The 23,076-nt window shown below is 69.3% G+C and carries 20 protein-coding genes; 11 read left to right on the forward strand and 9 right to left on the reverse strand.

Annotation, left to right across the window (positions count from 1 at the left end; translation table 11 throughout):
• Window positions 1-2 precede the first annotated feature (2 nt).
• From pgaA to MKD38_RS16350, 3 genes are all read right to left on the reverse strand, one after another.
• Window positions 3-2,522 carry a poly-beta-1,6 N-acetyl-D-glucosamine export porin PgaA gene (gene pgaA, locus MKD38_RS16340; RefSeq protein WP_252678288.1) on the reverse strand — a complete coding sequence of 840 codons (2,520 nt, stop codon included), beginning with the start codon at window positions 2,520-2,522 and terminating at the stop codon, window positions 3-5.
• 776 nt (window positions 2,523-3,298) lie between these two features.
• Window positions 3,299-4,609 carry a sensor histidine kinase gene (locus tag MKD38_RS16345; RefSeq protein ID WP_252678290.1) on the reverse strand — a complete coding sequence of 437 codons (1,311 nt, stop codon included), beginning with the start codon at window positions 4,607-4,609 and terminating at the stop codon, window positions 3,299-3,301.
• Window positions 4,606-5,346, reverse strand: coding sequence for a response regulator (locus tag MKD38_RS16350; protein WP_111517394.1), 741 nt, complete (start codon window positions 5,344-5,346; stop codon window positions 4,606-4,608). The genes MKD38_RS16345 and MKD38_RS16350 overlap by 4 nt, the downstream gene beginning before the upstream one ends.
• 236 nt (window positions 5,347-5,582) lie before the next feature.
• Between MKD38_RS16350 and MKD38_RS16355 the strand changes: the two genes are divergently transcribed.
• From MKD38_RS16355 to MKD38_RS16365, 3 genes are all read left to right on the forward strand, one after another.
• Window positions 5,583-6,296: a cytochrome c biogenesis CcdA family protein gene (locus MKD38_RS16355; RefSeq protein ID WP_252678503.1), complete on the forward strand. Its 714-nt coding sequence runs from the start codon at window positions 5,583-5,585 to the stop codon at window positions 6,294-6,296.
• 3 nt (window positions 6,297-6,299) lie between these two features.
• A complete protein-coding gene (locus tag MKD38_RS16360; RefSeq protein ID WP_252678292.1) occupies window positions 6,300-6,830 on the forward strand; it encodes a thioredoxin family protein in 531 nt (176 codons plus the stop codon).
• Window positions 6,831-7,103: 273 nt separating this feature from the next.
• The gene (locus MKD38_RS16365; RefSeq protein ID WP_252678294.1) at window positions 7,104-8,435 is read left to right on the forward strand and encodes a nucleobase:cation symporter-2 family protein; all 1,332 of its coding nucleotides are present in this window, start codon (window positions 7,104-7,106) and stop codon (window positions 8,433-8,435) included.
• 20 nt (window positions 8,436-8,455) lie between these two features.
• On the opposite strand, the gene MKD38_RS16370 is transcribed toward MKD38_RS16365, so the two are convergent.
• The gene (locus MKD38_RS16370) at window positions 8,456-9,031 is read right to left on the reverse strand and encodes a M23 family metallopeptidase (protein ID WP_252678295.1); all 576 of its coding nucleotides are present in this window, start codon (window positions 9,029-9,031) and stop codon (window positions 8,456-8,458) included.
• 148 nt (window positions 9,032-9,179) lie between these two features.
• Between MKD38_RS16370 and MKD38_RS16375 the strand changes: the two genes are divergently transcribed.
• Entirely contained in the window at window positions 9,180-9,497 is a 318-nt protein-coding gene (locus tag MKD38_RS16375; protein ID WP_252678296.1) for a TFIIB-type zinc ribbon-containing protein, read from the forward strand.
• A 59-nt stretch (window positions 9,498-9,556) separates the two neighbouring features.
• Here the strand turns inward: MKD38_RS16375 and ggt are convergent, their stop codons facing one another.
• Entirely contained in the window at window positions 9,557-11,308 is a 1,752-nt protein-coding gene (ggt, locus tag MKD38_RS16380) for a gamma-glutamyltransferase (protein WP_371925706.1), read from the reverse strand.
• 245 nt (window positions 11,309-11,553) lie between these two features.
• On the opposite strand from ggt, the gene MKD38_RS16385 reads away from it, so the two are divergent.
• A complete protein-coding gene (locus MKD38_RS16385) occupies window positions 11,554-12,363 on the forward strand; it encodes an AraC family transcriptional regulator (RefSeq protein WP_252678297.1) in 810 nt (269 codons plus the stop codon).
• A 9-nt stretch (window positions 12,364-12,372) separates the two neighbouring features.
• Here the strand turns inward: MKD38_RS16385 and MKD38_RS16390 are convergent, their stop codons facing one another.
• Complete coding sequence (locus tag MKD38_RS16390; protein ID WP_252678298.1) at window positions 12,373-14,013, reverse strand: hypothetical protein; 1,641 nt, start codon at window positions 14,011-14,013, stop codon at window positions 12,373-12,375.
• 144 nt (window positions 14,014-14,157) lie between these two features.
• On the opposite strand from MKD38_RS16390, the gene blaOXA reads away from it, so the two are divergent.
• Window positions 14,158-14,997 carry an OXA-1206 family carbapenem-hydrolyzing class D beta-lactamase gene (gene blaOXA / locus MKD38_RS16395; RefSeq protein WP_252678299.1) on the forward strand — a complete coding sequence of 280 codons (840 nt, stop codon included), beginning with the start codon at window positions 14,158-14,160 and terminating at the stop codon, window positions 14,995-14,997.
• 191 nt (window positions 14,998-15,188) lie between these two features.
• Window positions 15,189-16,097: a hypothetical protein gene (locus tag MKD38_RS16400; protein WP_252678300.1), complete on the forward strand. Its 909-nt coding sequence runs from the start codon at window positions 15,189-15,191 to the stop codon at window positions 16,095-16,097.
• Between the two features lie 69 nt (window positions 16,098-16,166).
• Here the strand turns inward: MKD38_RS16400 and MKD38_RS16405 are convergent, their stop codons facing one another.
• Window positions 16,167-16,880 carry a PA4824 family protein gene (locus tag MKD38_RS16405; protein WP_252678302.1) on the reverse strand — a complete coding sequence of 238 codons (714 nt, stop codon included), beginning with the start codon at window positions 16,878-16,880 and terminating at the stop codon, window positions 16,167-16,169.
• Window positions 16,881-17,328: 448 nt separating this feature from the next.
• Here MKD38_RS16405 and MKD38_RS16410 point away from each other — a divergent pair, with 448 nt between their 5' ends.
• The 3 genes from MKD38_RS16410 (at window position 17,329) to MKD38_RS16420 (ending at window position 20,904) form a co-directional block, all read left to right on the forward strand.
• On the forward strand, window positions 17,329-18,654 hold the full coding sequence (locus MKD38_RS16410; RefSeq protein WP_252678304.1) for an MFS transporter: 1,326 nt from the start codon (window positions 17,329-17,331) through the stop codon (window positions 18,652-18,654).
• Between the two features lies 1 nt (window position 18,655).
• Entirely contained in the window at window positions 18,656-19,894 is a 1,239-nt protein-coding gene (locus MKD38_RS16415) for a metal-dependent hydrolase family protein (RefSeq protein ID WP_252678306.1), read from the forward strand.
• Window positions 19,895-20,001: 107 nt separating this feature from the next.
• Complete coding sequence (locus tag MKD38_RS16420; RefSeq protein ID WP_111517380.1) at window positions 20,002-20,904, forward strand: LysR substrate-binding domain-containing protein; 903 nt, start codon at window positions 20,002-20,004, stop codon at window positions 20,902-20,904.
• Window positions 20,905-20,908: 4 nt separating this feature from the next.
• On the opposite strand, the gene MKD38_RS16425 is transcribed toward MKD38_RS16420, so the two are convergent.
• Window positions 20,909-21,883 carry a Bug family tripartite tricarboxylate transporter substrate binding protein gene (locus MKD38_RS16425; protein WP_252678307.1) on the reverse strand — a complete coding sequence of 325 codons (975 nt, stop codon included), beginning with the start codon at window positions 21,881-21,883 and terminating at the stop codon, window positions 20,909-20,911.
• A 328-nt stretch (window positions 21,884-22,211) separates the two neighbouring features.
• Between MKD38_RS16425 and MKD38_RS16430 the strand changes: the two genes are divergently transcribed.
• Window positions 22,212-22,448: a DUF2795 domain-containing protein gene (locus MKD38_RS16430; RefSeq protein WP_252678308.1), complete on the forward strand. Its 237-nt coding sequence runs from the start codon at window positions 22,212-22,214 to the stop codon at window positions 22,446-22,448.
• Between the two features lie 39 nt (window positions 22,449-22,487).
• On the opposite strand, the gene MKD38_RS16435 is transcribed toward MKD38_RS16430, so the two are convergent.
• Window positions 22,488-22,874: a hypothetical protein gene (locus MKD38_RS16435; RefSeq protein ID WP_147310516.1), complete on the reverse strand. Its 387-nt coding sequence runs from the start codon at window positions 22,872-22,874 to the stop codon at window positions 22,488-22,490.
• Window positions 22,875-23,076: the final 202 nt, after the last annotated feature.

The following is a 23,076-nucleotide window of genomic DNA, read 5'->3' on the forward strand; positions in this document are numbered from 1 at the left end:
GTTCAGAAGCGGTAGGTCATGTCGAAGACGATGCGCAGCTCGCGCTCGCGCTGGCCGTCATAAGGGCGGCTGGTGCCGGTCACGGTGGCGCCGACCTCGAACACGTCGTTGGTGCGGAAGCGCTGGCCGTAGCCCAACAGCAGGATCGCGCCGGTGCCGAAACCGCGCTGGCTGTAAGCGCCAGTGCCGGCCAGGAACTGCTGCTCCCAGACGGTCTCGTAGCGCCGGTACAGCGTGTGCATCAGGCGCACCGACGGCAGCACGGTCAGGTCCGAGCGCGGGTTGTAGTACGGCGTGTCGGCGCGGCTATTGCGCGATGCCCACAGGTCGACCAGCAGGTCGGCTTTCAGGTGCGGCGCGGTGTAGAAGCGCTGCACGCCGGACACGCCCACTTCGAGCCGGTCGTTGCCGTCGCTGAAGCGCGACGGCGCCACCGTCAGCATCCATTCGCTGGCCTCGCTGCGGCGCCAGCGCGCGTAGGCCTGCACGGTGTCGGCATAGATGCCGTGCTTGAGTGCCTGCAGCGGCGTGCCGGTCGAGCGCAGCGCCGCCGAGGCGCCCACGCGCCAGCGGTCGTCGATGTCGTAGTCGGCGGCGATGCGGCCGCCCTGGCGCGCGCCCTGGCCATAGCCATGCAGCGACAGCTCGCCCTCGACGGTCAGGTCGCGCACGCGCCATTGCGCGCCGGCGCGGGCCCAGCGGTAATCGACGCGGCCCTCGTCGAAGCGGCCGGTGGCATAGCCGATGCCGCCGAAGGCCCGCCAGTCGTAGTTGACCGGCGGCGTGTACAGCACCGCTTCGATGCCGAAGTTGCCGTTGCCGACCACCGCGCTGTCATTGGCCAGCCCGCGGTAGCCCTCGATGCGGAGCTCGGCCTTGTTGTGGACCTGCCACTCGCGGTCCAGGCGCCGCGCGGTGAGGTCTTCGGGGAAGCGCGCCAGGGTGTCGTCGCGCAGCAGTTCGGCCTGGCGCCATTCCTGCAGATCCAGCGCCGCGTGACCCTGCTGCACCTCCACCGGCAGGCTGCGCGGGTTCAGGGTCTCGCCCAGCTTCAGCTCGCCTTCGGCCGCGCGCGGCCAGCCGCGGGCGCGGTAGACGTCGGCCAGCGCGGCGCGCAGGCCGGAATGGCCGGGTGCCTTGCGCACCAGGTCTTCCAGCTTCTGCTGCGCCGAAGCCGTGGCGTCGGCCTGCAGGTCGGCCCGGGTGGCGGTCTGTTCGGCCTGCAGCCACAGGTCGTTGGGTTGCCGCATGGGCTGGCCGCGCACCCAGCGCCAGCGCGGCTGCTCGGCGCTGGCCTGCTCGACGGCCTGTGCGGCGGGATCGAAGGCCTCGGACTCGGCGTGCGCGTAGTAGAGGCCGGTCTGCGCCTTGAGCCGGGTTTCGGCATCCAGGCCCTGCGGGTAGGCGTCGCGCACCTGGCGGAACAGCGGCGCTGCCTGCTCCGGCTGGCGCAGGTACAGGTAGGCGGCGGCGACATCGCCCAGGGCATAGGCCGGGACCTCGACGCCCTCGGCGCGCAGCGCCTCGTATTCGTTCACCACGTCCTGCATCCGGACCCGCGCATGCAGCGCGGCGAGCCGGTCGATGCGCGCGCGGCGCAGTTGCGGTGCGGCCGGCGGCCCCAGCGCCTGCAGTGCGGGCAGCAATGCGTCATAGCGTGCCAGCGCGCGATCGGCAATGGCAAAGCGCTCGCCCTCGGTGCGCGTCGGCATGTCGGCCAGGCGCACCAGCTCGGCCACGACGTCGAGATCCAGCGCCAGGCGCGCGCGCTGGTCGAACAGTTCGGGATGTTCGCCCGCGACGCGCAGCGCCGCCTCCGGCAGTCCCGCGCGCTGCAGCGCGCCGGCATACTCGCGCACGACATCGGCGCGTTGCGGCGCGCGCAGGTACGCCTGGTCGGCCTCGAACAAGGCCGCATACGGCTCGCCGGCGCGCGCCTGCGCGTAGGCCAGTGCCAGGCGGCTGTCGACGGCGGCGGGCTCGCGCTGCACCAGCACCTGTCCCAGCGCCACCGCCTCGGCGGCCTGGCCGCTGTCGGCCAGCACCTTCACCTCGCCCAGCGCGAATGCCGCATGTGTTGGAAAGCGTTGCCGGCCCTCGCGATAGCGCGCCAGCGCCTCGTCCCAGCGGCGCTGGTCGCGCAAGGCGCCGGCCACGGCCGCCAGCACTTCGGGCGGCAGCGCGCGGGTCTGGCCCAGATTGCCATAGGCTTCCAGCACTTCGCCCGGCCGTCCCGCCCAACCGGCGATGACGATGCGGTCCCACGCGACCCGCTGGTCCGACGGTGCGCGCGCGACGCGCTCGCGCAGCATCGCCAGCGCGGGCGCATAGTCGCCGGCGCGGGCACCCTGGATCAAAGCGTCATAGTCGGAATCCGCGTGCGCGAGTGCCGGCAGCCAGCACATTGCCGCCAGGCCCGCGGCGAGCCCCGCGGTCAGTCCGGTACCCAGCGCGGCGGGACCGCGCCGACGCCTCCCTTGCCGCCGCAGCGCCCCGTCGCGGGTACGCTCACGGCGCTTCATCAGTGAATCCATGGGATCCGTAGCCTGTCTCTGTGTTGCCCAAGCTGCCGCCGCGCACCGTTGACACAGGCGCGCGCGGGCTTGAGCTCCGTTATCGGCTTATCGCATGGCGGCACGAGGACACGGAACCCGATCGGGCCTGGCCGGGTGCGAAAACCGGCAGAACAGGCCTACGGGATCCGGCGCGGCACCGAGGAACTGCGCCGGATGGCCATTCGCAGCGGGAATGGCGTCGTGCAACCGCAGGGCCGATAAATCGGGCTGCGTTGCCGCTAATGCGAAGGCGATTGTAAGGAGAGTGCGGCGGAGAGATTGTTAATTTTCGCAAACGAATTGGTGACTGCATAAATTATCCAAATCACTAATTCGTTTATGTCGCGCGCGAAATATCCGGATTCGGTTGCGCGATACGGAGCCTGGTGGGGGCCTGCGATGCAGCCCACATCCCGCACAGACGAGGCTTTTACGGGAATCGATGCATGCTGCTTTCGCTATCAAAATTCAACATGGTTCCGCCGATTTCAAGCAATAAATCGATCCGGCCATGTGCATCTCCCTAGCAATAATTGATTATGATTTTAATGACATAACCCGAATAGGCCAGAGAACATTTATCCCCCGATCAGGGGATGGAATGGGATTTTTTGCTTAACGGATTTGGGGGATTGGCGCCGCGAGGACGGTGCCTGGAATATCTGGGGGCCTGACTTCGTGGGGGCGCCGGTCCTCTTCCCCGCCCCTCTCCCGCAGGCGGGAGAGGGAGAAAAAAAACGCTCTCAGGCGGGCAGGCGCAGTGTGGCCTGCAGGCCGCCGCCTTCGCGATTGGCCAGCTGCAGCGTGCCACCAAGCGCCTGCGTCAGTTGCTGCGCGATCGCCAGGCCCAGGCCGGTGCCGCCGGTGCCGCGGTTGCGCGAGGTTTCGACGCGGTAGTACGGCTGCATCACGCGCTCCAGGTCCGCCTCCGGAATGCCCGGACCGCGGTCCTGCACGGCGATCTGCAGCCAGCCATCGTCCTGACGCGCTACCGCCAGCGTGACCTCCGCGCCGAACTTCAGCGCGTTGTCGATCAGGTTGGTCAGGATGCGCCGCAGCGCCTGCGGGCGTGTCAGCAGCGGCGCCCCGGCGTGGCCTTCGATGGCGATGGCATGGCCGGCGTCGAGGTAGTCGCCGGCAAGGCTGTCGAGCAGCGCATCGGGATCGATGCGGGCCGGGGTCTCGGTGCCACCCTGCAGGGTGCGCGCATAGGCCACGCCTTCGCGCACCAGGTGCTCCATCTCGCGCAGGTCGTTGTAGAGCTTCTGCTGCGTGGGCGAGTCTTCCATCAGGTCCACGCGCAGCCGCATGCGCGTGATCGGCGTCTGCAGGTCGTGCGAGATCGCGGCCAGGATCTGCATGCGCTCATCCAGGTAGCCGGCGATGCGTGCCTGCATGGCGTTGAAGGCGGCGGCGGCATGGGCTACCTCGGTCGGGCCGGTTTCGGGCACGCGCTGCGCCTTCAGGTCCGGCCCCAGGTTCTCGGCGGCGCTGGCGAGCTGGCTGAGCGGGCGCGTGACCACGCGCACCGCGAGCCAGGCACAGGCCACCAGCAGCGCCAGCTGCGCCGCCAGCATCGCCAGCAGCCACGGCGAGACCAGCGAACGCCTGGGCTGCACGTCGATCGTCAGCGGGCTGCCGTCGTGCAGCCGAAGGTGCACCTGGAAACCACCGCCCGGCTGGCTGCTGGCCGAGACCGGATAGCGGCCCTGCAGCGCCTCGGCAATGGTGTCGACGGCCTTGCGCGCCAGCGGCGCGCGCGGCGGCTCGCCCGGGGTGCCGGCATCGAGGCGGTAGCTGTAATTGTCGCGCCGCACCCGCTCCAGCCAGGGCGCGCGCTGCTCCGCCGGCAGCATGTCGAGCATCGCCACCGAGCTGGCCACGTCGCGCTCCAGGTTGCCCAGCATCAGCCGGTCGGCCGCGCTCTTGCGCTCCATCATCACCAGGCTGTACGACAGGCTCTGCGCCAGCACCAGCCCGACCAGCAGGATCACCATCAGCCGCGCGAACAGCGTGCGCGGCCATGCCAGCCCCTTGCGCGCGCGGCCGCTCATGCGCGCTCCTCGCGGATTTCGACGGTGGCGCTGAAGACATAGCCGCCGTTGCGCACGGTCTTGATGTAGCGCGGCTCGCGCGCATCGTCGCGCAGGCGCTGGCGCAGGCGACTCACCAGCAGGTCGATCGAGCGCTCGAACAGCTCGGCGTCGCGGCCCTGGGTCAGGTTCAGCAGCTGGTCGCGGGTCAGCACCCGTTGCGGGTGGTCGACGAAGACGCGCAGCAGCCGGTATTCCGCGCCGCTGAGCGCGACGATCACGTCCTGCTCGTCGATCAGGTGGCGCGCGTTGGTGTCGAGCCGCCACGGGCCGAACGCCAGCACGCTGGCGGCCTCGGTGACCTGCAGGTTGGGCGGCAGCATGCGCGTGCGCCGCAGCACCGAGCGGATCCGCGCCAGCAGTTCGCGCGCGGCGAAGGGCTTGACCAGGTAGTCGTCGGCGCCCATCTCCAGCCCCAGGATGCGGTCGGCTTCCTCGTTGCGCGCGGTCAGCATCAGCACCGGCAGGTTGCGCCGCTCGCCCGCGCGCAGGTCGCGGCACAGCGCCAGACCGTCTTCGCCGGGCAGCATCAGGTCCAGCACCACCAGGTCGACCGAGCCCTTGTCCAGCGCCGCGCGCATCTCGCGCCCGTTGGCGGCCAGGGACACGCGCATGCCGCTGCGCTCGAGATAGGCGGCAACCAGTTCGCGGATTTCGCGGTCGTCGTCGACGATAAGGATATGGTCCTGCGGGGTCATGGCGGGTCCCGGAATCGAAGAAGGAGAAGAAGCAAAAGGGGGCGGCCGGCGCTGCCAAGGATGGCCCTCGCCTTTCCCGGTGCCGCCATTATGCGGCGCTGGCGGCGCGCTTTGTATCGCTGTGTATCCGGGCCGGGCCCGGACAAGAAACATTGCACAGCGGGCCGGATGCGGAAACAACGCCGATACGCCGGGGCGGTGCAATGCAGTCATCGCCAATCCCCGAGTCCACCGCCATGATCGATGCCTACCTTGCCTTTGCCGCCGGCGTGCTGACGATTGCGTCGCCGTGCGTGCTGCCCGTGCTGCCCATGCTGCTGGGCGCTTCGCTGGGCGAAGCCAGCCGCCTGCGCCCGCTGGCGATCGCGCTGGGCTTCGTCTCCGCCTTTTCCGCGCTGGGCATTGTCTTCGGCGCGCTCACCAGCGCCTTCAGCGACGCCCCGGGCGTGGTCCGCAACGTCGCCATCGCCATCCTTTTGGCCGCCGGGCTGGCGCGGCTGTGGCCGTCCGGCTTCGCCCGCCTCACGGCCCCGTTCGCCGCGCCGTTCGCCGCGCTCACCGACCGCGCCGCCGGCGCCGGCAGCCGCGCCGGCAACGGCCTGGCCGGCGGCTTTGTGCTGGGCATGACGCTGGGCGCGGTATGGACCCCGTGCGCGGGCCCGGTGCTGGCCTCGATCCTGGCGCTGGTGGCCAAGGCGCAGGACCTGCACCGCGCCGCCGGCCTGCTGGCCCTGTTTGCCGCCGGCGCCGCCGTGCCGATGCTGGGCATCGCCTACGGCGGCCAGTTCGCCACCACCCATGTGCGCCGGCTGGCACGCCATACGCCGCGGCTGCAACAAGCCTTCGGCGTGCTGGTGGTGGCCACCGCCATCGCCATGTACTTCCAGTACGACACCCTCGCCGTCGCCTGGCTGACTTCGCTTTTCCCCGCAACCCAACCTGGAGCCTGAACCATGCCCCGCATCCTTCGCACCCTGTTTGCCGCTGCCGCCTTTGCCGCAGTTCCCCTGGCAATCCAGCCCGCCGCCGCCGCGCCAGCCAATTACGGCACGGCGCCCGAATTCACCGGTATCGGCAAGTGGCTGAATTCCGAACCGCTGACCCTTGCCGGCCTGCGCGGCAAGGTGGTGCTGGTCGATTTCTGGACCTACAGCTGCATCAACTGCATCAACACCCTGCCCCATGTCCGCAAGTGGTACGACAAATACCGCGACCAGGGCCTGGTCGTGGTGGGCGTGCACACGCCGGAGTATGCGTTCGAGCGCTCCACCAGCAACGTCCAGGCCGCGCTCAAGCGCTTCGACATCCGCTACCCGGTGGCGCAGGACAACGCCTATGCCACCTGGAACGCCTGGCGCAACCAGTACTGGCCCGCGCTGTACCTGGTCGATACCAACGGCAACGTAGTCTACAAGCACTTCGGCGAAGGCCAGTACGCCGAGACCGAGGCGGCGATCCAGAAGGCGCTGGGGCAGCGCCGCTGAGCCCCAAAGCCGCCATGCGGGCGGCTTCCGGGGCCTCCGCCTTGTCTTCCAGCGCATGGGAGTTGATACAAATTGTATGCAATCTTTGTATCACGGTTCGCTGATCCCTGTTATTCTTGCACGCCTGTTGAGGCGGGGATGCAGGTCCTGCCCGCCTCGCTCGCGGAGCTGCCGCACCTGGCCCGCGAGCGTGCACGAGGGCGCCGGGTTCCCCGCCCGGCGCCAGAAGAACAAGACAGCCCGGAACATCCGGGCAGACGACAGGAGACACGAATGGCGCCCTTGCTGTTCCAGGTGGAAGACCGCCCCCCACGCTTGACGACGTTCCTGCTTGCGCTCCAGCATCTGCTGGCCGCGCTGGGCGGCATCATTGCGGTGCCGCTGGTGATCGGCGGCGCGCTGCGCCTGCCCTCCGACCAGGTGATAGCGCTGGTCAATGCCGCGCTGCTGGGCTCGGGCATCGTCACCATTATCCAGTGCAAGGGCGTGGGCCCGGTCGGCATCCGCATGCCGTGCGTGATGGGCACCAGCTTTGCCTTCGTCGGCGCGGCCATCAGCGTGGGTGTGGAGCACGGCGTGGCCGGCATCCTGGGTTCGGCGCTGGCCGGCTCGCTGGTGATGATCCTCGGCAGCTTCTTCATGCCGGCGATCCGCAAGCTGTTCCCGCATACCGTCACCAGCGTGGTCGTGACCATGATCGGCCTGTCGCTGATCCCGGTGGCGATCGACTGGGCCGCCGGCGGCCAGGGCAGCAGCCGCTACGGCGCCCCCGGCAACCTGGCGATTGCCGTCGCCGTGCTGGCGCTGGTGGTGGCGGTGGTGCAGTGGGGCAAGGGCATGCTGTCGGCCTCGGCCATCGTGGTCGGCATTGCCGGCGGCTACCTGCTGTGCCTGGCGCTGGGCCTGGTCGACTTTACCCAGTTCCACCAGGCGCCGGTGTTCGCGGTGCCGCAGCCGCTGCACTTCGGCATGTCGTTCCCGATCTCCGGCATCGTCGCCATGTCGATCGCCTTCCTGGTCACCATCGTCGAATCGACCGGCACCTTCATGGCGCTGGGCTCAGCCACGCAGCGGCCGGTGTCGGGCAAATGCCTGTCGCGCGGCATCCTGTGCGACGGCTTTGGCTCGGCCTTCGCGGCGCTGGTGTGCAGCCCGCCGCTGTCCACCTTTGCGCAGAACGTCGGCGTAGTGTCGCTGACGGGCGTGGCCAGCCGCCATGTGGTGGCGCTGACCGGCGTGATGCTGCTGCTGGCCGGGCTGTTCCCGGTGCTGGGCGCGCTGGTGGTGACGATTCCGCAGCCGGTGCTCGGCGGTGCCGGCCTGATGATGTTCGCGATGATCGTTTCGGGCGGGATCCAGATGCTCAGCACGGTCCGCTTCACGCAGCGCAACACTCTGATCGTGGCGGTGTCGATCGGCTGCGGCCTGGCCGTGACCTTCCGCCCGGAACTGCTGGCAAAGCTGCCCGCCTTTGTCCACGAGGTGTTCGGCTCCGGCATCACGGTGGGCTCGCTGTCGGCGGTGATCCTGAACCTGCTGCTGCCCGGCGGCAAGGAAGCCGCGGCCGACGAAGCCGGCCACGGCACGGTCGGCGAGGCCGCCTGAATGCCACCACGCCGGCTGCGCTAGCGCGCGCCGGCGGCCATGGATGGCTTCAGTAGCGGGTACGGATTGATCGCCCCGCGCGCCGTGTAGATGCCGTAGTGCAGGTGCGGCGGCGTGCCCCGCGCATTGCCGGTAGTGCCCACATACCCCAGCACGGTACCGGCGACGATGATGTCGCCGGCGCGCACGCCGGCATACCGGTCCAGATGGGCGTAGTAGTGCATCTGCCGCCCCGGCCCCATCACCCACACCACGTTTCCCCCGAGCTGATTGGTGCCGACGCGCGTGACGATGCCTTCGGTGGCCGACACCACCTCGCGGCCGCGCGGTGCGAAGATGTCGATGCCCTCGTGCTTGCGTCCGCCGGAACGCGCGCCGTGCCAGGTATCGCGCAGCGCCCGCGAAGCCACGCCCGCAACCGGCACCGGCAGCGCCGCCGGCGCAGGCCGGGCGGACAGCCGGGCCGCGTAGATGGCGCGCTCCAGCGGCGGCTGCAGCCAGGGCCAGGCCAGCCACCCCAGGCCGATCCACAGCACCAGCCATGCCAGCCGGCGGACCAACGCAAGCACAGGGGGAAGGAGACGCGACGCAGCCATATGCCTTCGACGGCAGCCTGGCATGCAAATTCCCCGCCCAAGCCCGGTTCATGGGCCGCACCCGCCACTTCTGCTCGGTGTGCGGACCGAACCATCGGCGCCGCGGCCAGTCATAACTGGACCGTTTTCATTTGCAACAGGAGAATCCATGGACTGTCCGGTGTGCCCGCAAACCCAACTCGTGATGTCCGAACGCCAGGGCATCGAGATCGATTACTGCCCCAAGTGCCGCGGCGTCTGGCTGGACCGGGGCGAACTCGACAAGATCCTCGAGCGCTCGGTGGCGGCAGCCCCGGCGCAGCAAGCCCCGCTGCAGCCCCCGCCACAGCAGCAGGCGCCGGTGCACAATGCACCGCCGCAGCAGGGCTACCAGCGCGGCTACGGCGACCGTGACCGCGACCGCAATTACGAGCGCGAGCAGAAGCACTACCGGAAGAAGAGCATCTGGCACGAGCTGTTCGACTAAGCCGGACAGCGATTGAGACAAAGGGCGACCACGGTCGCCCTTTCCTCGTTTACGTCCCGCTACAGCCCGGCCGCCAGGCCGTCGCCGCGCGGATCGGCAGCGCCATACATCACGCCGGTGACCGGGTCGATCAGGATGGCGCCGGCATGCCCCATGGCGTCGGTGAAGGCCTGCACCCGCTTGACCGGATGCCCGCGCCGCGCCAGTTCGGCGGTCACCGCTTCCGGCACGCGGCCCTCGATCTTGAGATCGTTCGACGACACGCCCCAGTTGCGACCATAGAGCAGGCGCGGCGCATTGACCGCGTCCTGCGGCGACATGCCGAAATCGACGATGCGCGTCACCAGCGCCGCCTGCGTTTGCGGCTGCCCCTCGCCGCCCATGGTGCCGTAGACCAGGAACGGCTTGCCGTCCTTCAGCAGCAGCGCCGGATTCAGCGTATGGAAGGTGCGCTTGCCCGGCGCCAGGTGGTTCACATGCGCGGGATCGAGCGAGAAAAAGGCACCGCGGTTCTGCAATAGCACACCGGTGCCGCTGGGCACGATGCCGGAACCGAAGTCGTGATAGACGCTCTGGATCATCGACACCACGTTGCCATCCTTGTCGGCGGTGCCGAACCACACCGTATCGCCGTGCGGATCCATCGGCTTCACGTCCGCGCCGGCGCGCAGCATGCTGATGCGCCCGGACTGGGCCTGCCCGTGCCGCGACGACAGCAGCCGTTCCAGCGGGATCTGCACGAAGTCCGGGTCGGCGAGATAGCGGTCGCGATCGGCAAACGCCTGCTTGGTGGCCTCCACCAGCACGTGGTAGTAGTCGGCCGTGCCCTCGCCAAGCGCGCGCACGTCGCGCTTGTCCAGGATGTTCAGGATCTCCAGCGAGGCAAAGCCTTGCGTGTTGGGCGGAACGTTGACGGCCTGGTAGCCGCGGTAGTTGACGGTGATCGGCTGGACCCAGTCGGCGCGGTGGCGGGCAAAGTCGGCCTGGGTCAGCACGCCGCCGTGCGCCTGCAGGTCGGCCACGATCTTGCGCGCGATCTCGCCCTGGTAAAACGCCGCGGCGCCTCCTGACGCAATCTGCCGCAGCGTGCCCGCCAGGTCGGGCTGGCGCAGCGTTTCGCCCATCCGGTAGGCTGATCCATCCGGTTTCAGGAAGGTCTGGCGAAAGCCGTCGAAGCGCTGCAAGGCGCGGAATTCGGTGTCGGCCGGGTCGAGATTGACGCGGCTCCACGATGCCAGCGACGCCGACACCGGGAACCCGCTCTCGGCATGGCGGATGGCGTCGGCCATCAGATCCGGCCATGGCAGGCTGCGGCCCATGCCCTGGCGCGCGTACTGGTACGCCGCTTCCCAGCCGGCGACAGTGCCGGGCACCGTGATCGCCGACAGGTAGCCGCGCGCGGGAACCCGGTCGAGTCCCTTGTCCCGGTAAAGCGCGATGGTGGCGCGTTCGCCGGCGCGGCCACTGGCATTGAGCGCGCGCACCTCGCGCGTGCGGGCGTTGTAGATCAGCCAGAAGGCGTCACCGCCGATGGAGTTCATGTGCGGGTACACCACCGCGATGGTCGACGCCACCGCGATGGCGGCATCGACCGCATTGCCGCCGCGCTCCAGCACGCGCAGCCCGGCCTGCGTCGCCAGGCGGTTGGAAGAGGTCACCATGCCGCCGGTGGCCATCGGGTTGAGACAGGCCGAAGGCGTGTCGCAGTACTTGCCGGCCTCGTCGACGGCCCATGCCGGCGCGGCGGCCAGCGTCAATGCCGAGCACATGCCGGCCAGGCGCAGAGCGGTGAAGAATCTGGTGCGATGCATCGCAGGCTCCCTGGGTAACACAGCGAAGTTGCATGCCGGAGCAGACGCAACCGGCACGAGCGGTAGAGCGGATTGCCCGGATTGTCTTGTGGGGCGAGCGCAAGTTAGCCTGCGCCAGACAATCTGGCTAACGGCAAAGTCGCATCCGGTGTCGGCAATCGGACATGAGCGGACATCGGCCGCGGCGCTGCCCGTGCCGCCAGCCCTCGTCCACCACTCCCTCCACCACTACCACCGGACCACGCATGCCTGCCCATGATCCCGCCCTGCGCGCGCTCGCGCGGCTGCCTCGCCCGCTGTACGGCCACATCGAAGCCTTGCCCAACCGCGTGCTGGGCTACCGCCACCGGCATCCCTGGTGCCAGTTCGCCTATGCCCTGCAGGGCGTGCTGGAGGTATGGACCGACCGCGGGCGCTTTGTCGCGCCACCGCAATGGGCGGTGTGGATTCCGGCCGGCGTGGCGCACCGCGTGCGCTGCGCGACGGGCACGCGCATCCGCAGCCTCTACCTGGACAACAGCGTCGACAACAGCGTGCGCGCGGCGGCGCGGGCCCGTTGCCGCGTGCTCACCGTCAGCCCGCTGCTGCGCGAGCTGATTCGCACCTTCAGTCACCTGCCGGCCGAATACGACGAGCGCGGCGCCGACGGGCGCCTGGCGCGTGTGCTGATCGACCAGCTTGGCGCCGCACCCGAAGTGGAATTCATGCTGCCGCTGCCCGCCGACCCGCGCGTGCGCCTGGTCTGCAACGGCCTGCAGCGCCATGCCGACCGCGACACCAGCCTGGCGGCGTGGAGCGCGCGGCTGGCGGTCTCGGGCAAGACCCTGACGCGGCTGTTCCAGCGCGAAACCGGGCTGACCTTCCGCGCCTGGCGCCAGCGGCTGCGCCTGCTCGATGCGGTGCCGCGGCTGGAGCGCGGCGAAGCCGTGACCGAGGTGGCGCTGGACTGCGGCTATGAGTCGCTGTCGGCGTTCATCGCGGCGTTCCGGCGGCTCTACAACATGACGCCGGGCGAGTTGTCGCGCGCCAACCGCGTCGTTGCCGCGGGCAGTTAGCGAACGCCGTCAGGCACGCTTGCGGTGGCGCCGCGCCGCTTCCGCCGCGGCGTCGCGCAACGCCGGCGGCAGCGCGCGGATCTCGGCCATGAAGAAGGCCCGTTCCGCCGGACGCAACGCGGACAGCTGCCCGGCCAGCCGCTCCACCGCGGCGCAGGCGGCGGCGGTGGCGCCCTGCTCATGGGTCAGGTACCACGCCGATTCCAGCAGCAGGTTGGCCAGCTGCAGCGGCGCCAGCCTGACGTGGCCGGCGTCGTGGTCTTCCAGCGCGAAGGCGGCCACCGCCGACCAGCGCACGAAGCCCCTGGCCGGCGCAAACGGCGCATGGAACGGCCGCAGCGCCTCGACCGCGTCGGCCACCGAAAGCGGCCGCTGGCGGCGGAACATGGCCATGCTGTCACTGGCGCTGGCCGGGCGGTCCAGCGGCGGCGCATCGGGCCCGCAGCTGCCGCGCGCAATGCGCAGCAGGAAGATCGCGTTCCACGCCGTGCCGCCGCCGACGCCAAAGCGGTCGCAGATCCATTCCGACAGCCCGAGCCAGCGCATCGCCTGCCGCTGCACCGCGCTGGCGGACAGGCCGCGCCCGCCATCGATCAGCCCGTGGCGCCAGAACAGCCACAGGCTTAGCCCGATATTGGCCGCGGCATGCTGCACGGCATCGACCGAATCGGCTTCGTAAGCGGCCTGCAGCGCGCCGGAAAACGTGTCCAGCGCGCACTGCGCCGCGGCCGCCGCGGCCGCATGCGCGGGGCGCATGGCATCGGCCTTGTGCAAGAGCGCTTCGAGGTTCAGCACCTCGAAGCGCACGCGCGGGTTGTAGCGCACCACCAGGCGCAGCTCGGCATCGGCGTTCAGGTGCTCCAGCCCGGCACGCGCGCCCTCGCCGTCGCCGCGCGTATAGCGCTCCCAGGCGCGCACCACCTGCGCCATGGCCTGGAACGCCGGCGTGGCCGCGCCCGCGTCGGCCGCCTGCGCCAGCCGGTCGAAACGCCGCAGCGCGGCGCGGCTCTGGTCGAGGCGCCCGCAGCGGCGCCACGCCTGGCTTTCCTTCAGCAGCGACAAGGCCTGCTGGAAACCGTCACCCGCCAGCCGGCGCGCCGCGCCGAACGACTCGGCCACGGCGAAGCCGTGGGCGCCCGCATGACCGTCCTGCGCGCTGCGCATGGCCTGCGTCAGCTCGCTCCAGAAGGCCATGTCGCGCATCACGTAGCGGGTGCCATCGCGCTCTCCCGATTGCGCGGGATGAGCACCGGCAGGGAAGCCCAAATGCCGCGCCAGCGCAACCGGGCCCAGCGTGCGGCCGTTGGCGACGAAGCGCAGCCGGCGCGCGCTGGCTGCAGCCAGCCAGAACGGCCCGCGGCTGCGCTGCGCCGGGTTGGCCGCGGCCGGATCGCACGCGCGGTCCGTGCCCCACCCCACCACGATGCCCCAGCGCGCGAAGTCTGCAAATGCGCGCGACACCAGCATGCGCAGGTTGGCCGCCGTGGGAAACGCGCTGCGTACCGCGGCGGCAGTGACCACGCCCTCGCCGCTGCGATGCGCATGCCAGGCGCGCGCGAGCAGCCAGACCGACTGGTAGCGCGCGGGCTGGCCATCGACCCGGTAGGGACTCGACACGTCGATATGGATCGGGGCAGGCGAAGCGGACATCGATCTGGCAGGAGCATCAGTGGCGATGCCCGCCATGTTACGCAAGTTACAGGGCAGGCGGTTGGCGCTGCGCAGGCGCTCTCCTATGCTGCGCATCACGGTCCGGGCCCGGATTATCTTTTCCCCAACTTCTCACGCACAACCATGAACAATCGTCTTGCCCGTCTGCTGACGCCGGTGGCCTTCGGCCTCGGCCTGCTTGCCGCCCACCTGCCCGCGCTGGCCGCGCCAAAGGAAGCGCCGCTCGACGCCGCGGCACTGTTCCGCCAGGCCGATACCACCGGCACCATGGTGATCTACGACCTGCGGCGCGACCGCATGCTGACCTACAATCCGTCGCGCGCCGCCACGCCTTATTCGCCGGCATCGACCTTCAAGATCATGAACTCCCTGATCGGCCTCGAGACCGGCGCTGTGGCCGACGTCGACCACGACAAGCTGCCCTGGGACGGCAAGGTCTGGCTGGTCGGTGGCAAGGCCGTGCTGCCCGAGGCCTGCAACGCCGACGTGCCGCTGCGCGTGGCCCTGCCCAACTCATGCGTGCCGGCCTACCAGGCATTGGCGCGCCGGGTCGGCAGCGCGGCCTACCAGCGCTACCTGACCGCATCGCACTATGGCAATGCCGACAGCTCCGGGCCGGTGGACCGCTTCTGGCTGAACGGCAAGCTGCAGATCACCGCCTACCAGCAAATCGATTTCCTGAAGGGCCTGGTGCAGCGCACCCTTCCGTTCTCGCCCGCCAGCTTCAAGGCCGTCGACGACATCACGGTGCTGGAGCGCACCGCCGATTACACCCTGCACGGCAAGACCGGCTGGGCCGACTCGGCCAGACCGGCGGTGGGCTGGCTGGTCGGCTGGGTCGAGCGCGGCAATGACGACTACCTGTTCGCGCTGAATCTCGACCTGCTGCGGCCGGAGCATGCCAGGGCGCGGATGGAGATTGCGCGCGCGGCACTGCGGCAGGCGGGAGTGCAGCCGGACTGAGGCCGGGCTCACCCTGTAGCGGCGGAACTATTAATGCAATTTTAGGATTGCGCTGATTTACCGGTGTGCATTGGATCTCTAGCTTGACTCGGCCGGCCTTTCCCGCGTGTTCCAACCTGCGTTACGCGGGAGCCTGCCGGCGTCCGAGCAACGGGACGGCCAGGACCGTCCCCATCCAGAGGTGAAATCCAATGAGACAACTGTTCATGCCGGCAGCCCTGCTGTCGGCAATCGCTTTGCTGACAGCCTGCGGCGGCGGCGACGATGGCACGAGCACCACGGCGCCACAATCCCCGCCATCCGACAACCAGCCCGCTCCGGAACCGGCGCCCAAACCAGCGCCCGAACCGGCGCCGACGCCAGAACCCAAGGGCGAACTTCTGCCCAGCCTCAGCGCCCCACAAGCAGGCTCGACCGCCGCGGTGGGCAACGGCAGCGAGGGAATCTGGGTCAGCTTTACGACGACCACGCTGATCGATTCCAGCGGCAGGTTCATCCAGCCGAGATTGATGGCCGTGCTGGGAGGCACGTTCCAGTTCTCAGGATCTACCTGGACGCTGGGCCCCGACACCCTTTATGAAACCGGACTACCCAGGCCAGTCACGGGCAGCGGCACCATAACCGCCGGCCAGCGCTTTAACGGCAACTTCGTGATTCCGCCGAATACCGATACCAACGAACTGGCGGGCATCTACGATCCGTCCAATGCACTGGCCGTGGACCAGGCCGCGATCGCCGGCAGCTGGAAGCAGAGCGGCTTTGCCATGCAGATCGATACCGAGGGGCATGTCACGGGTACCTACACCATCGGTACCCGCGTGTGCGACCTGCAGGGTACCGCCACGCTGGCCACTCCCGGCTCGGCGAAGAACCTGTACGCGGTCAGGATCTTCGCCCAGGCGTCGACGCAGCCGGGCACCACCGGGTGCGCGCTGTCGACCGGCATCCCGCACAACGGCCTTGCCGCGATCCGGCTGATGCCGGCCAACGGTGAAGTCATCGTGAACAGCAACACGCGCTATGTGCGCACGCTTGCCATGGTCGCCAGCACCGGCACGGGAGGGTTCTTGGCCACGCAGATGTCGAAGCAACCGCAGTAAGCGGCACGCCGGCGGGGGGGCGCGGCATGCGCCGCCCGCATCGATGCCGCAAAAGCCCGTAGCGCTCGCCTACGGCAGGAACGCCGGCGACAGCAGGCGCAGGCCCACCGTAAAGAAGCGCGCCCCGCTACCGCCGCCGAACACGTTGCCGTAGGTGGTGTCGACCTGCACCCGGTCCTGCACCACCCAGAAGCGAAAGCCGCCCTGGAATGACGGCCTGCCGCGGTTTTCGCCGAAGGTCTCGGCGATCAGGAACACGCGCGGGTGCAGCTGGGTCTCGGTGCCTACGCCCCAGGTCATGCGGGTCTGGCGATTGCCGGTGTCGCGATTGGCGCCCAGGTTCAGGTGCGCGACGAAGCGGTCGTCCGCGAACGAGAGCGACACCGGCACGTTGACATAGAGATTGCCCAGCACCTTGCCGGGCTCGGCATCGGGATGGTGGATCACCCCGCCCGACAGCGCGATGCCGTAGCCGTTGGTGTCCAGCGGCTTGAGCAGGGTCTTGGCCTGGAACTGCACGTTGGTGCCGTCCCAGCCACCATCGACGCGCTGCAGCGAGCCGCCCAGCGTCAGCTCCAGGTTGCCGGTGGGATTGCAGCCGGGCAGCGCCCACAGCTCATTGCCGCCGGACTGGAACTGCATCCACGATTCCAGCTGGCAGGCCTTGGGATCGACGATGCGGGCATCGTCGGTGATCAGCGGCCGCGCCGCCAGCGCCGGCCGGCAGGCCGCGGCCACGATGGCCAGCGCGGCCACGCGTACGAAGAACGGGTGCCACACCATGGCAACCTCCTGAGCAAATACAGCCATCTGGCCGGCGACGATACACGCGGGCCATGACAAGACATCGAAAGGCAGCAAGGGAGGTCTGGCACCGGCGGGCACAGGCATGGGCCTGGCCGCATGGGGGCATGGCAGCGCCGGGCGGCGGCACTGCAGCGAAAGACCGCAGTGTCTCAGCGCGCCGGCGCAGCCGGGGAAACTCCCGTTGCGCGAGAAGGACTGGGACAACTGTCCACGGATAGCTCCGTTGGTTGGAACGGGGCGCAGTGTAATGCCGGCCTGTGGTGCGGTCAACCTGACCCATGCGCCACGCGCATGGCGGCATGCGGAGATATCGCTACCGCCCGCCGGCCGCCTTCTCCTAACATCGTCGGCACCATCTGCCCGGCCGGGCGCGGACCAGCGACCGGCCCTTGCCCCCGGCAGGTGCCACAGAGGAGGAAACCCGATGCCAAACAGTGCTGCGCCAACGAGCGCGCCCTACACGCCGCCGACCCAGGCGGCGCCCGCCATCCAGCCCAGCCAGCGCCGCCGCGCCATCATCGCCACGGTGATCGGCAACGGCCTGGAGTGGTTCGATTTCACCGTGTACAGCTTCTTCGCGGTCATCATCGCCAGGCTGTTCTTCCCCACCGGCAACGACCTCAGCTCGCTGCTGCTGGCCGTGGCGACGTTCGGCGTGGGCTTTTTCATGCGCCCCGTGGGCGGCATCGTGCTGGGCGTCTACGCCGACCGCGTCGGGCGCAAGGCGGCGCTGTCGCTGACGATCCTGCTGATGGCGCTGGGCACCACGCTGATCGGGATTGCTCCCACCTATGACCAGATCGGCATCCTGGCCCCGCTGCTGATCGTGGTGGCGCGGCTGATGCAAGGCTTCTCCGCCGGTGGCGAAATGGGCGGCGCCACCGCCTTCCTGACCGAATATGCGCCGGCGCGCCAGCGCGCCTACTACTCCAGCTGGATCCAGGCCAGCATCGGCGTGGCGGTGCTGCTGGGCGCCGCGGTGGGCACCTTCGTCACCAGCTCGCTGAGCCCCGAGGCACTGAACAGCTGGGGCTGGCGCCTGCCGTTCCTGCTGGGCATCGTGATCGGTCCGGTGGGCTACTACATCCGCCACCACCTGGACGAGACCCCGGCCTTCCGCGATACCGCCGAGCGCGCCGATTCGCCGCTGAAGGAAATCTTCCAGGCCTATCCGCGCGAGACCGCGGCCAGCTTCTCGATGGTGATCCTGTGGACCGTGTGCACCTATGTGCTGCTGTTCTACATGCCGACTTACGCGGTCAAGGTGCTGAAGGTGCCGCAGACCGACGGCTTCGTCGCCGGCATGGCGGGCGGCTGCGCCATCATGGTGTTCGCGCCGCTGGTGGGGCTGCTGGCCGACCGCATCGGCCGGCGCGTGCTGCTGAGCGGCTCGGCGCTGCTGATCCTGGTGCTGGCGTGGCCCATGTTCGCGTATATCAACCACATGCCCGGCCTGGCCTCGCTGCTGGTGTTCCAGCTGGTGTTCGGGGTGCTGATCGCCACCTATACCGGCCCGATCCTGGCGGCCTTTTCGGAGCTGTTCCCGGCGCGGGTGCTGTCGACCGGCCTGTCGGTGGCCTACAACTTCGCGGTGACGATCTTCGGCGGCTTTGCCTCGTTCATCATCACCTGGCTGATCGCCACCACCGGCAGCAGCATGGCGCCGGCCATCTACGTGATGATCGCCGCCGCCATCAGCCTGGTCGGCACCCGCTTCGTGCGCGAACCCTCCTACCTGCAACAACGCTGACATGTCCCATCCTACCCAGATCCTTTTCCACGGCGGCGATGTGCTCGAACCCGGCACGGGCGAACTGCTGCGCGGCCACGACGTGCTGGTCGAAGGCGAGCGCATCGCGGCGGTCGGCCCGGCCATCGACGCGCCGCATGCCCAGCGCATCGACGCGCGCGGCAAGACCGTGATGCCCGGCCTGATCGACTGCCACGTACACGTGCTGGCGTCGCTGGCGAACCTCGGCCTGAACGCGGTGCAGCCCAATGTGCTGGTCGCGATCCGCGCCCTGCCGATCATGCAGCGCATGCTGGAGCGCGGCTTTACCACCGTGCGCGATGCCGGCGGCGCCGACTGGGGCCTGTCGCAAGCGGTGGCCACCGGGCTGGTGCCCGGCCCGCGCATCTTTGCCTCGGGCAAGGCGCTGTCGCAGACCGGCGGCCATGGCGACTTCCGTCCGCGCTCCGATGTGCTCGAGCCCTGCTCGTGCGCCTTCCGCGCCGGCGCCATTGCGCGCGTGGCCGATGGCGTCGACGCGGTGCGGCTGGCAGTGCGCGAAGAAATCCAGAAGGGCGCGACCCAGATCAAGATCATGGCGTCGGGCGGCGTGGCGTCGCCGACCGACCCGATCGGCAACACCCAGTACAGCGAGGACGAGATCCGCGCCATCGTGGCCGAGGCCGAGGCCGCGCAGACCTACGTGATGGCGCACGCCTACACCGGCCGCGCCATTACGCGCGCGGTGCGCTGCGGCGTGCGTACCATCGAGCACGGCAACCTGGTCGACCGCGCCGCCGCCGACGAGATGCGCAGGCACGGCGCCTTTGTCGTGCCGACGCTGGTCACCTACGATGCGCTGGCGCGCGACGGCGCCCGCCTGGGCCTGCCGGCCGAATCGGTGGCCAAGATCGAGACCGTGCGCCAGGCCGGCCGCGACTCGCTGCGGCTCTACGCCGATGCCGGCGTGCCGATGGGCTATGGCTCCGACCTGCTCGGCGAAATGCACGACCACCAGGCCGACGAGTTCCGCATTCGCGCCGAACTGCTGGGCAACCAGGAGGCGATCCGTTCGGCCACTTCGATCGCCGCGGCCATCCTGCAGCGCGAGGGCGAGCTCGGTACCACGCGTCCCGGCGCGCTGGCCGACCTGCTGCTGGTCGACGGCAACCCGCTCGCCGACATCAGCCTGATCGCCGGCCAGGGCGAACGCCTGAGCGTGGTGATGCAGGCCGGCCGTATCCACCGCCGCGCCGGCTGAGCCGGCTGCCGCCACCCGGATGCCACGGGTGGCGCGTTCCTTCTGCCCCTCCCGCCGGCACGTGCCGGCGGTCTATCATGGCGGCATCCCCCGGCCCGGACGCCTCCATGCGCATTTCCCCGCTCCCGCCCCTGCCCAACCTGGTCGCCTTCGAAGCCGCGATGCGGCACGGCAGCTTTACCCGCGCCGCGGCCGAACTGCACCTGACGCAAAGCGCGATCAGCCGCCAGGTGGCGCAGCTGGAACGATTCCTGGGACGCAAGCTGTTTATCCGCGAGCCACGCGCACTGCGCCTGACCGTCAGCGGGCAACGCTATGCCGAGGTGGTGCAGCGCCTGCTGGTCGGCTGCGCCGAGGCCACCGAAGACGTAATGAAGGTGCGCAGCCACACCGCGCTGACGGTGGCCTGCTCCAGCGGCGTCGCGGTGCTGTGGCTGACGCCGCGGCTGACCTCGTTCCGCGCCGCCCACCCCGAGATCCAGCTGCGCCTGACCGTCAACGACAGCCTGTCGGCGCTGTCGCCGGCGGAGTTCGACATCGGGCTGTATTACCTGCGCGAAGGGCCGCCGCCCGGGCTGGCCGCGCGCCGGCTGTACGGCGAGGAAGTGTTCCCGGTCTGCACGCCCGGCTATCTCGGCGGGCGCACGCTGGCGCCGTCCGACCTGGCCGGCGAGACCCTGCTGATGCTCGACGACGGCCAGCGCCAGTGGATGTCGTGGCAGACCTGGCTGGCCCACCAGGGCCTGCCCGACGCCACGCCGCGCAACGTGCTGACTTCGAACCAGTATCCGATCCTGCTGCAGCTGGCCATGGAGGGCCAGGGCATCGCGCTGGGCTGGCGCCACATGATCGACGCCTGCCTGCGCGACGGCCTGCTGGTGCGCGCCTGCGACGCCAGCGCCAGCCTGGGCGGCGGCTACTACGCCGTATGGCCGCGCGACCGCATGGAACCCGCCGCCGCGCGCGCGTTCCGCAACTGGCTGGTGCGGCAGGCGACGGCCGGGTCGTGACGGCTCAGGACCCGGCCTTGTAGTTCGTATCCTTGACGATCTTCGCCCACCTTGCCGCGTCGTCGGCGATGGTGGCGGCGAACTGTTCGGGAGTGCCGCCCACCACCTCGTAGTCGATCGCGGCCAGCCGTTGCCGGATCTCGGGCTGCGCCAGGATGCGGTTCATCTCCTGGTTCAGCCGCGTGACGATCTCCTTGGGCGTGCCGGCCGGCGCCAGCAGGCCGGCCCACGAATTGAACGCCATGCCGTCGAAACCGGCTTCCTGCATGGTCGGGACATCGGGCAGCGCGGGCGAGCGCTTGGACGCGAACACCGCCAGCGGGCGCAGCTTGCCGGCCTTGATCATTGCCATGCCGTTGAACGGGTCGATGGTCATGTCGACCTCGCCCGAGACCACCGCCTGCATCTGCGGGCCGGTGCCGCGGTACGACACGCTGACCACGTCGGGGGTGCCCGCCGCGCTCTTGAAGGTGGCGCCGATCAGCTCGATCATGCTGCTGCCGGCCGACAGGCTCAGCGGCCGGGACTTCGCCTTGGCCAGCGCGACGAATTCCTGCACGGTCTTGGCCGGCACCGAGGGGTGCACCACCATCACGAAGCCGATATTGCTGATCTGCGAGATCGGCGCGAAGCTTTTCAGCGGCTCATAGCCGGCCTTGTACAACACCGGGCTGAGGGTCTGCGCGCCGGCGGTATTGAGCAGCAGCGTATAGCCGTCCGGCGCCGCGCGCGCCACCACGTCGGTGCCGATGATGCCGTTGGCGCCGGGACGGTTCTCCACCACCACCGACTGCTTCAGCGCCTCGCCCAGCTTCTGCGAAATCAGTCGCGCCACCACGTCGGTGGCGCCGCCGGGGGCAAACGGCACCACCATGCGGATCGGCTTGCTGGGATAGGTGTCGCTGCTCCAGGCCAGCGCGGGCATCGCGCTCAGCACGGCGGCGCACAGCATCAGGCGGCGGCGCGGGTTCGGTTGCATCGGGGGTCTCCTGAATGGCGGTGGTTGGAAGCGGTGCCGGCATCGAGGTGGGCACCCGCCGTTATTCATAGTTATGAATTAAATTTTACGCACATAAATTTTATCGTCAATTAGGGGTATGTGCGGACAGCGCAGCCGGTGGAGTGCCGGGCGGAAGACGCAGGCAGCACCGTACCCGGCGCAATTCCGCCATGGCATGTGCCTTGCGTTTCCATCAGGCTTTGACGTCGGGAACCAGAGCGTCGCGCCCGACGCCGGGGTCTGGAATGCGCCGGTGATTCCGGACCGGGATCATCGCGCGTTCGGCGCAATCTACCGGAGATCAGCCATGGCCAATGACAAGCATCCGCAAGGAAATCCGCGCACGGATCGATGGGATCCGGCCGCCCTCGAGCAGGCATTGCGCGGACTGGACTATCCCGCGACGCGCGGCGCGCTGGTTTCCACCGCGCGCGACAACGACGCGGATGACGCGATCGTGGACGCCCTGCTGGGCATACCTGAGCAAAACTACCGGGATGCAGCGGAAGTGGCGCAGGCGGTTGCGCGGCACCTCGGCATATAGGTCGAGCCGCCGCGCATGCCGGAACCTGTGCCCGGGATTTCAGCGTCGATCGCTGTACAGCGGATCCAGGTCGTGCCGGAACAGTTTCCGCAGCGGAATGGGGTACTGGAATGCCAGCACGGGCTCCAGGGCGCCCTGCTGGTTCCGGAACACCTCGAACAGGCGGCGCCGGCGGTCGCTGTCCCAGCCAAAGACATAGACGTAGGCGCTGCCCCGCCACGCCAGCGTTTCGGCGCCGAACGGCGGCCCCACGTCGGCGAGCGGACAACAGCGGGCACAGAGCGCCAGGGCAGTCCTTTCCGGTCCGGTAAGCTCGTGGCTGGTGTCTGTTTCAAACGGCGCGACCAGGCCCGGGGCGAGCGATAGTGGGGGGCCGTTGGGGTGTGCCGGCGCTAGGCGGTGAACTGGCGACTGGTGGGCAGGCACTGTCTCACTCCTTTTTTTTAGAGTTCCATATCGCGCGCCGACGGCTCCAGCCGATCAAACGCGAATGATTCGCGCCTTCATATCGCTTTGCTTCTCCCCAAAAAGAAAGCGCCCGCGGATAGGACCTGGCGGGCGAGCTTTCCTCGATGCGGATGGGCGCATTCGGACCGTGCCGATCTTGCCCTGCTATGTCGGTCGCAGC

The sequence above is a fragment of the Cupriavidus sp. WGlv3 genome (assembly GCF_023952475.1).
Taxonomy (GTDB): Bacteria; Pseudomonadota; Gammaproteobacteria; order Burkholderiales; family Burkholderiaceae; genus Cupriavidus; species Cupriavidus phytorum.

What these genes read in the sequence shown, in the direction of transcription:
- MKD38_RS16405 (WP_252678302.1), bottom strand. Translation starts at nt 16,880, where the DNA reads ATGGTGTGGCACCCGTTCTTCGTACGCGTGGCCGCGCTGGCCATCGTG.
- MKD38_RS16345 (WP_252678290.1), bottom strand. Translation starts at nt 4,609, where the DNA reads ATGAGCGGCCGCGCGCGCAAGGGGCTGGCATGGCCGCGCACGCTGTTC.
- ggt (WP_371925706.1), bottom strand. Translation starts at nt 11,308, where the DNA reads ATGCATCGCACCAGATTCTTCACCGCTCTGCGCCTGGCCGGCATGTGC.
- blaOXA (WP_252678299.1), top strand. Translation starts at nt 14,158, where the DNA reads ATGAACAATCGTCTTGCCCGTCTGCTGACGCCGGTGGCCTTCGGCCTC.
- MKD38_RS16420 (WP_111517380.1), top strand. Translation starts at nt 20,002, where the DNA reads ATGCGCATTTCCCCGCTCCCGCCCCTGCCCAACCTGGTCGCCTTCGAA.
- MKD38_RS16400 (WP_252678300.1), top strand. Translation starts at nt 15,189, where the DNA reads ATGAGACAACTGTTCATGCCGGCAGCCCTGCTGTCGGCAATCGCTTTG.
- MKD38_RS16375 (WP_252678296.1), top strand. Translation starts at nt 9,180, where the DNA reads ATGGACTGTCCGGTGTGCCCGCAAACCCAACTCGTGATGTCCGAACGC.
- MKD38_RS16365 (WP_252678294.1), top strand. Translation starts at nt 7,104, where the DNA reads ATGGCGCCCTTGCTGTTCCAGGTGGAAGACCGCCCCCCACGCTTGACG.
- MKD38_RS16390 (WP_252678298.1), bottom strand. Translation starts at nt 14,013, where the DNA reads ATGTCCGCTTCGCCTGCCCCGATCCATATCGACGTGTCGAGTCCCTAC.
- MKD38_RS16410 (WP_252678304.1), top strand. Translation starts at nt 17,329, where the DNA reads ATGCCAAACAGTGCTGCGCCAACGAGCGCGCCCTACACGCCGCCGACC.
- MKD38_RS16360 (WP_252678292.1), top strand. Translation starts at nt 6,300, where the DNA reads ATGCCCCGCATCCTTCGCACCCTGTTTGCCGCTGCCGCCTTTGCCGCA.
- MKD38_RS16425 (WP_252678307.1), bottom strand. Translation starts at nt 21,883, where the DNA reads ATGCAACCGAACCCGCGCCGCCGCCTGATGCTGTGCGCCGCCGTGCTG.
- MKD38_RS16355 (WP_252678503.1), top strand. Translation starts at nt 5,583, where the DNA reads ATGATCGATGCCTACCTTGCCTTTGCCGCCGGCGTGCTGACGATTGCG.
- pgaA (WP_252678288.1), bottom strand. Translation starts at nt 2,522, where the DNA reads ATGAAGCGCCGTGAGCGTACCCGCGACGGGGCGCTGCGGCGGCAAGGG.
- MKD38_RS16415 (WP_252678306.1), top strand. Translation starts at nt 18,656, where the DNA reads ATGTCCCATCCTACCCAGATCCTTTTCCACGGCGGCGATGTGCTCGAA.
- MKD38_RS16350 (WP_111517394.1), bottom strand. Translation starts at nt 5,346, where the DNA reads ATGACCCCGCAGGACCATATCCTTATCGTCGACGACGACCGCGAAATC.
- MKD38_RS16370 (WP_252678295.1), bottom strand. Translation starts at nt 9,031, where the DNA reads ATGGCTGCGTCGCGTCTCCTTCCCCCTGTGCTTGCGTTGGTCCGCCGG.
- MKD38_RS16385 (WP_252678297.1), top strand. Translation starts at nt 11,554, where the DNA reads ATGCCTGCCCATGATCCCGCCCTGCGCGCGCTCGCGCGGCTGCCTCGC.
- MKD38_RS16430 (WP_252678308.1), top strand. Translation starts at nt 22,212, where the DNA reads ATGGCCAATGACAAGCATCCGCAAGGAAATCCGCGCACGGATCGATGG.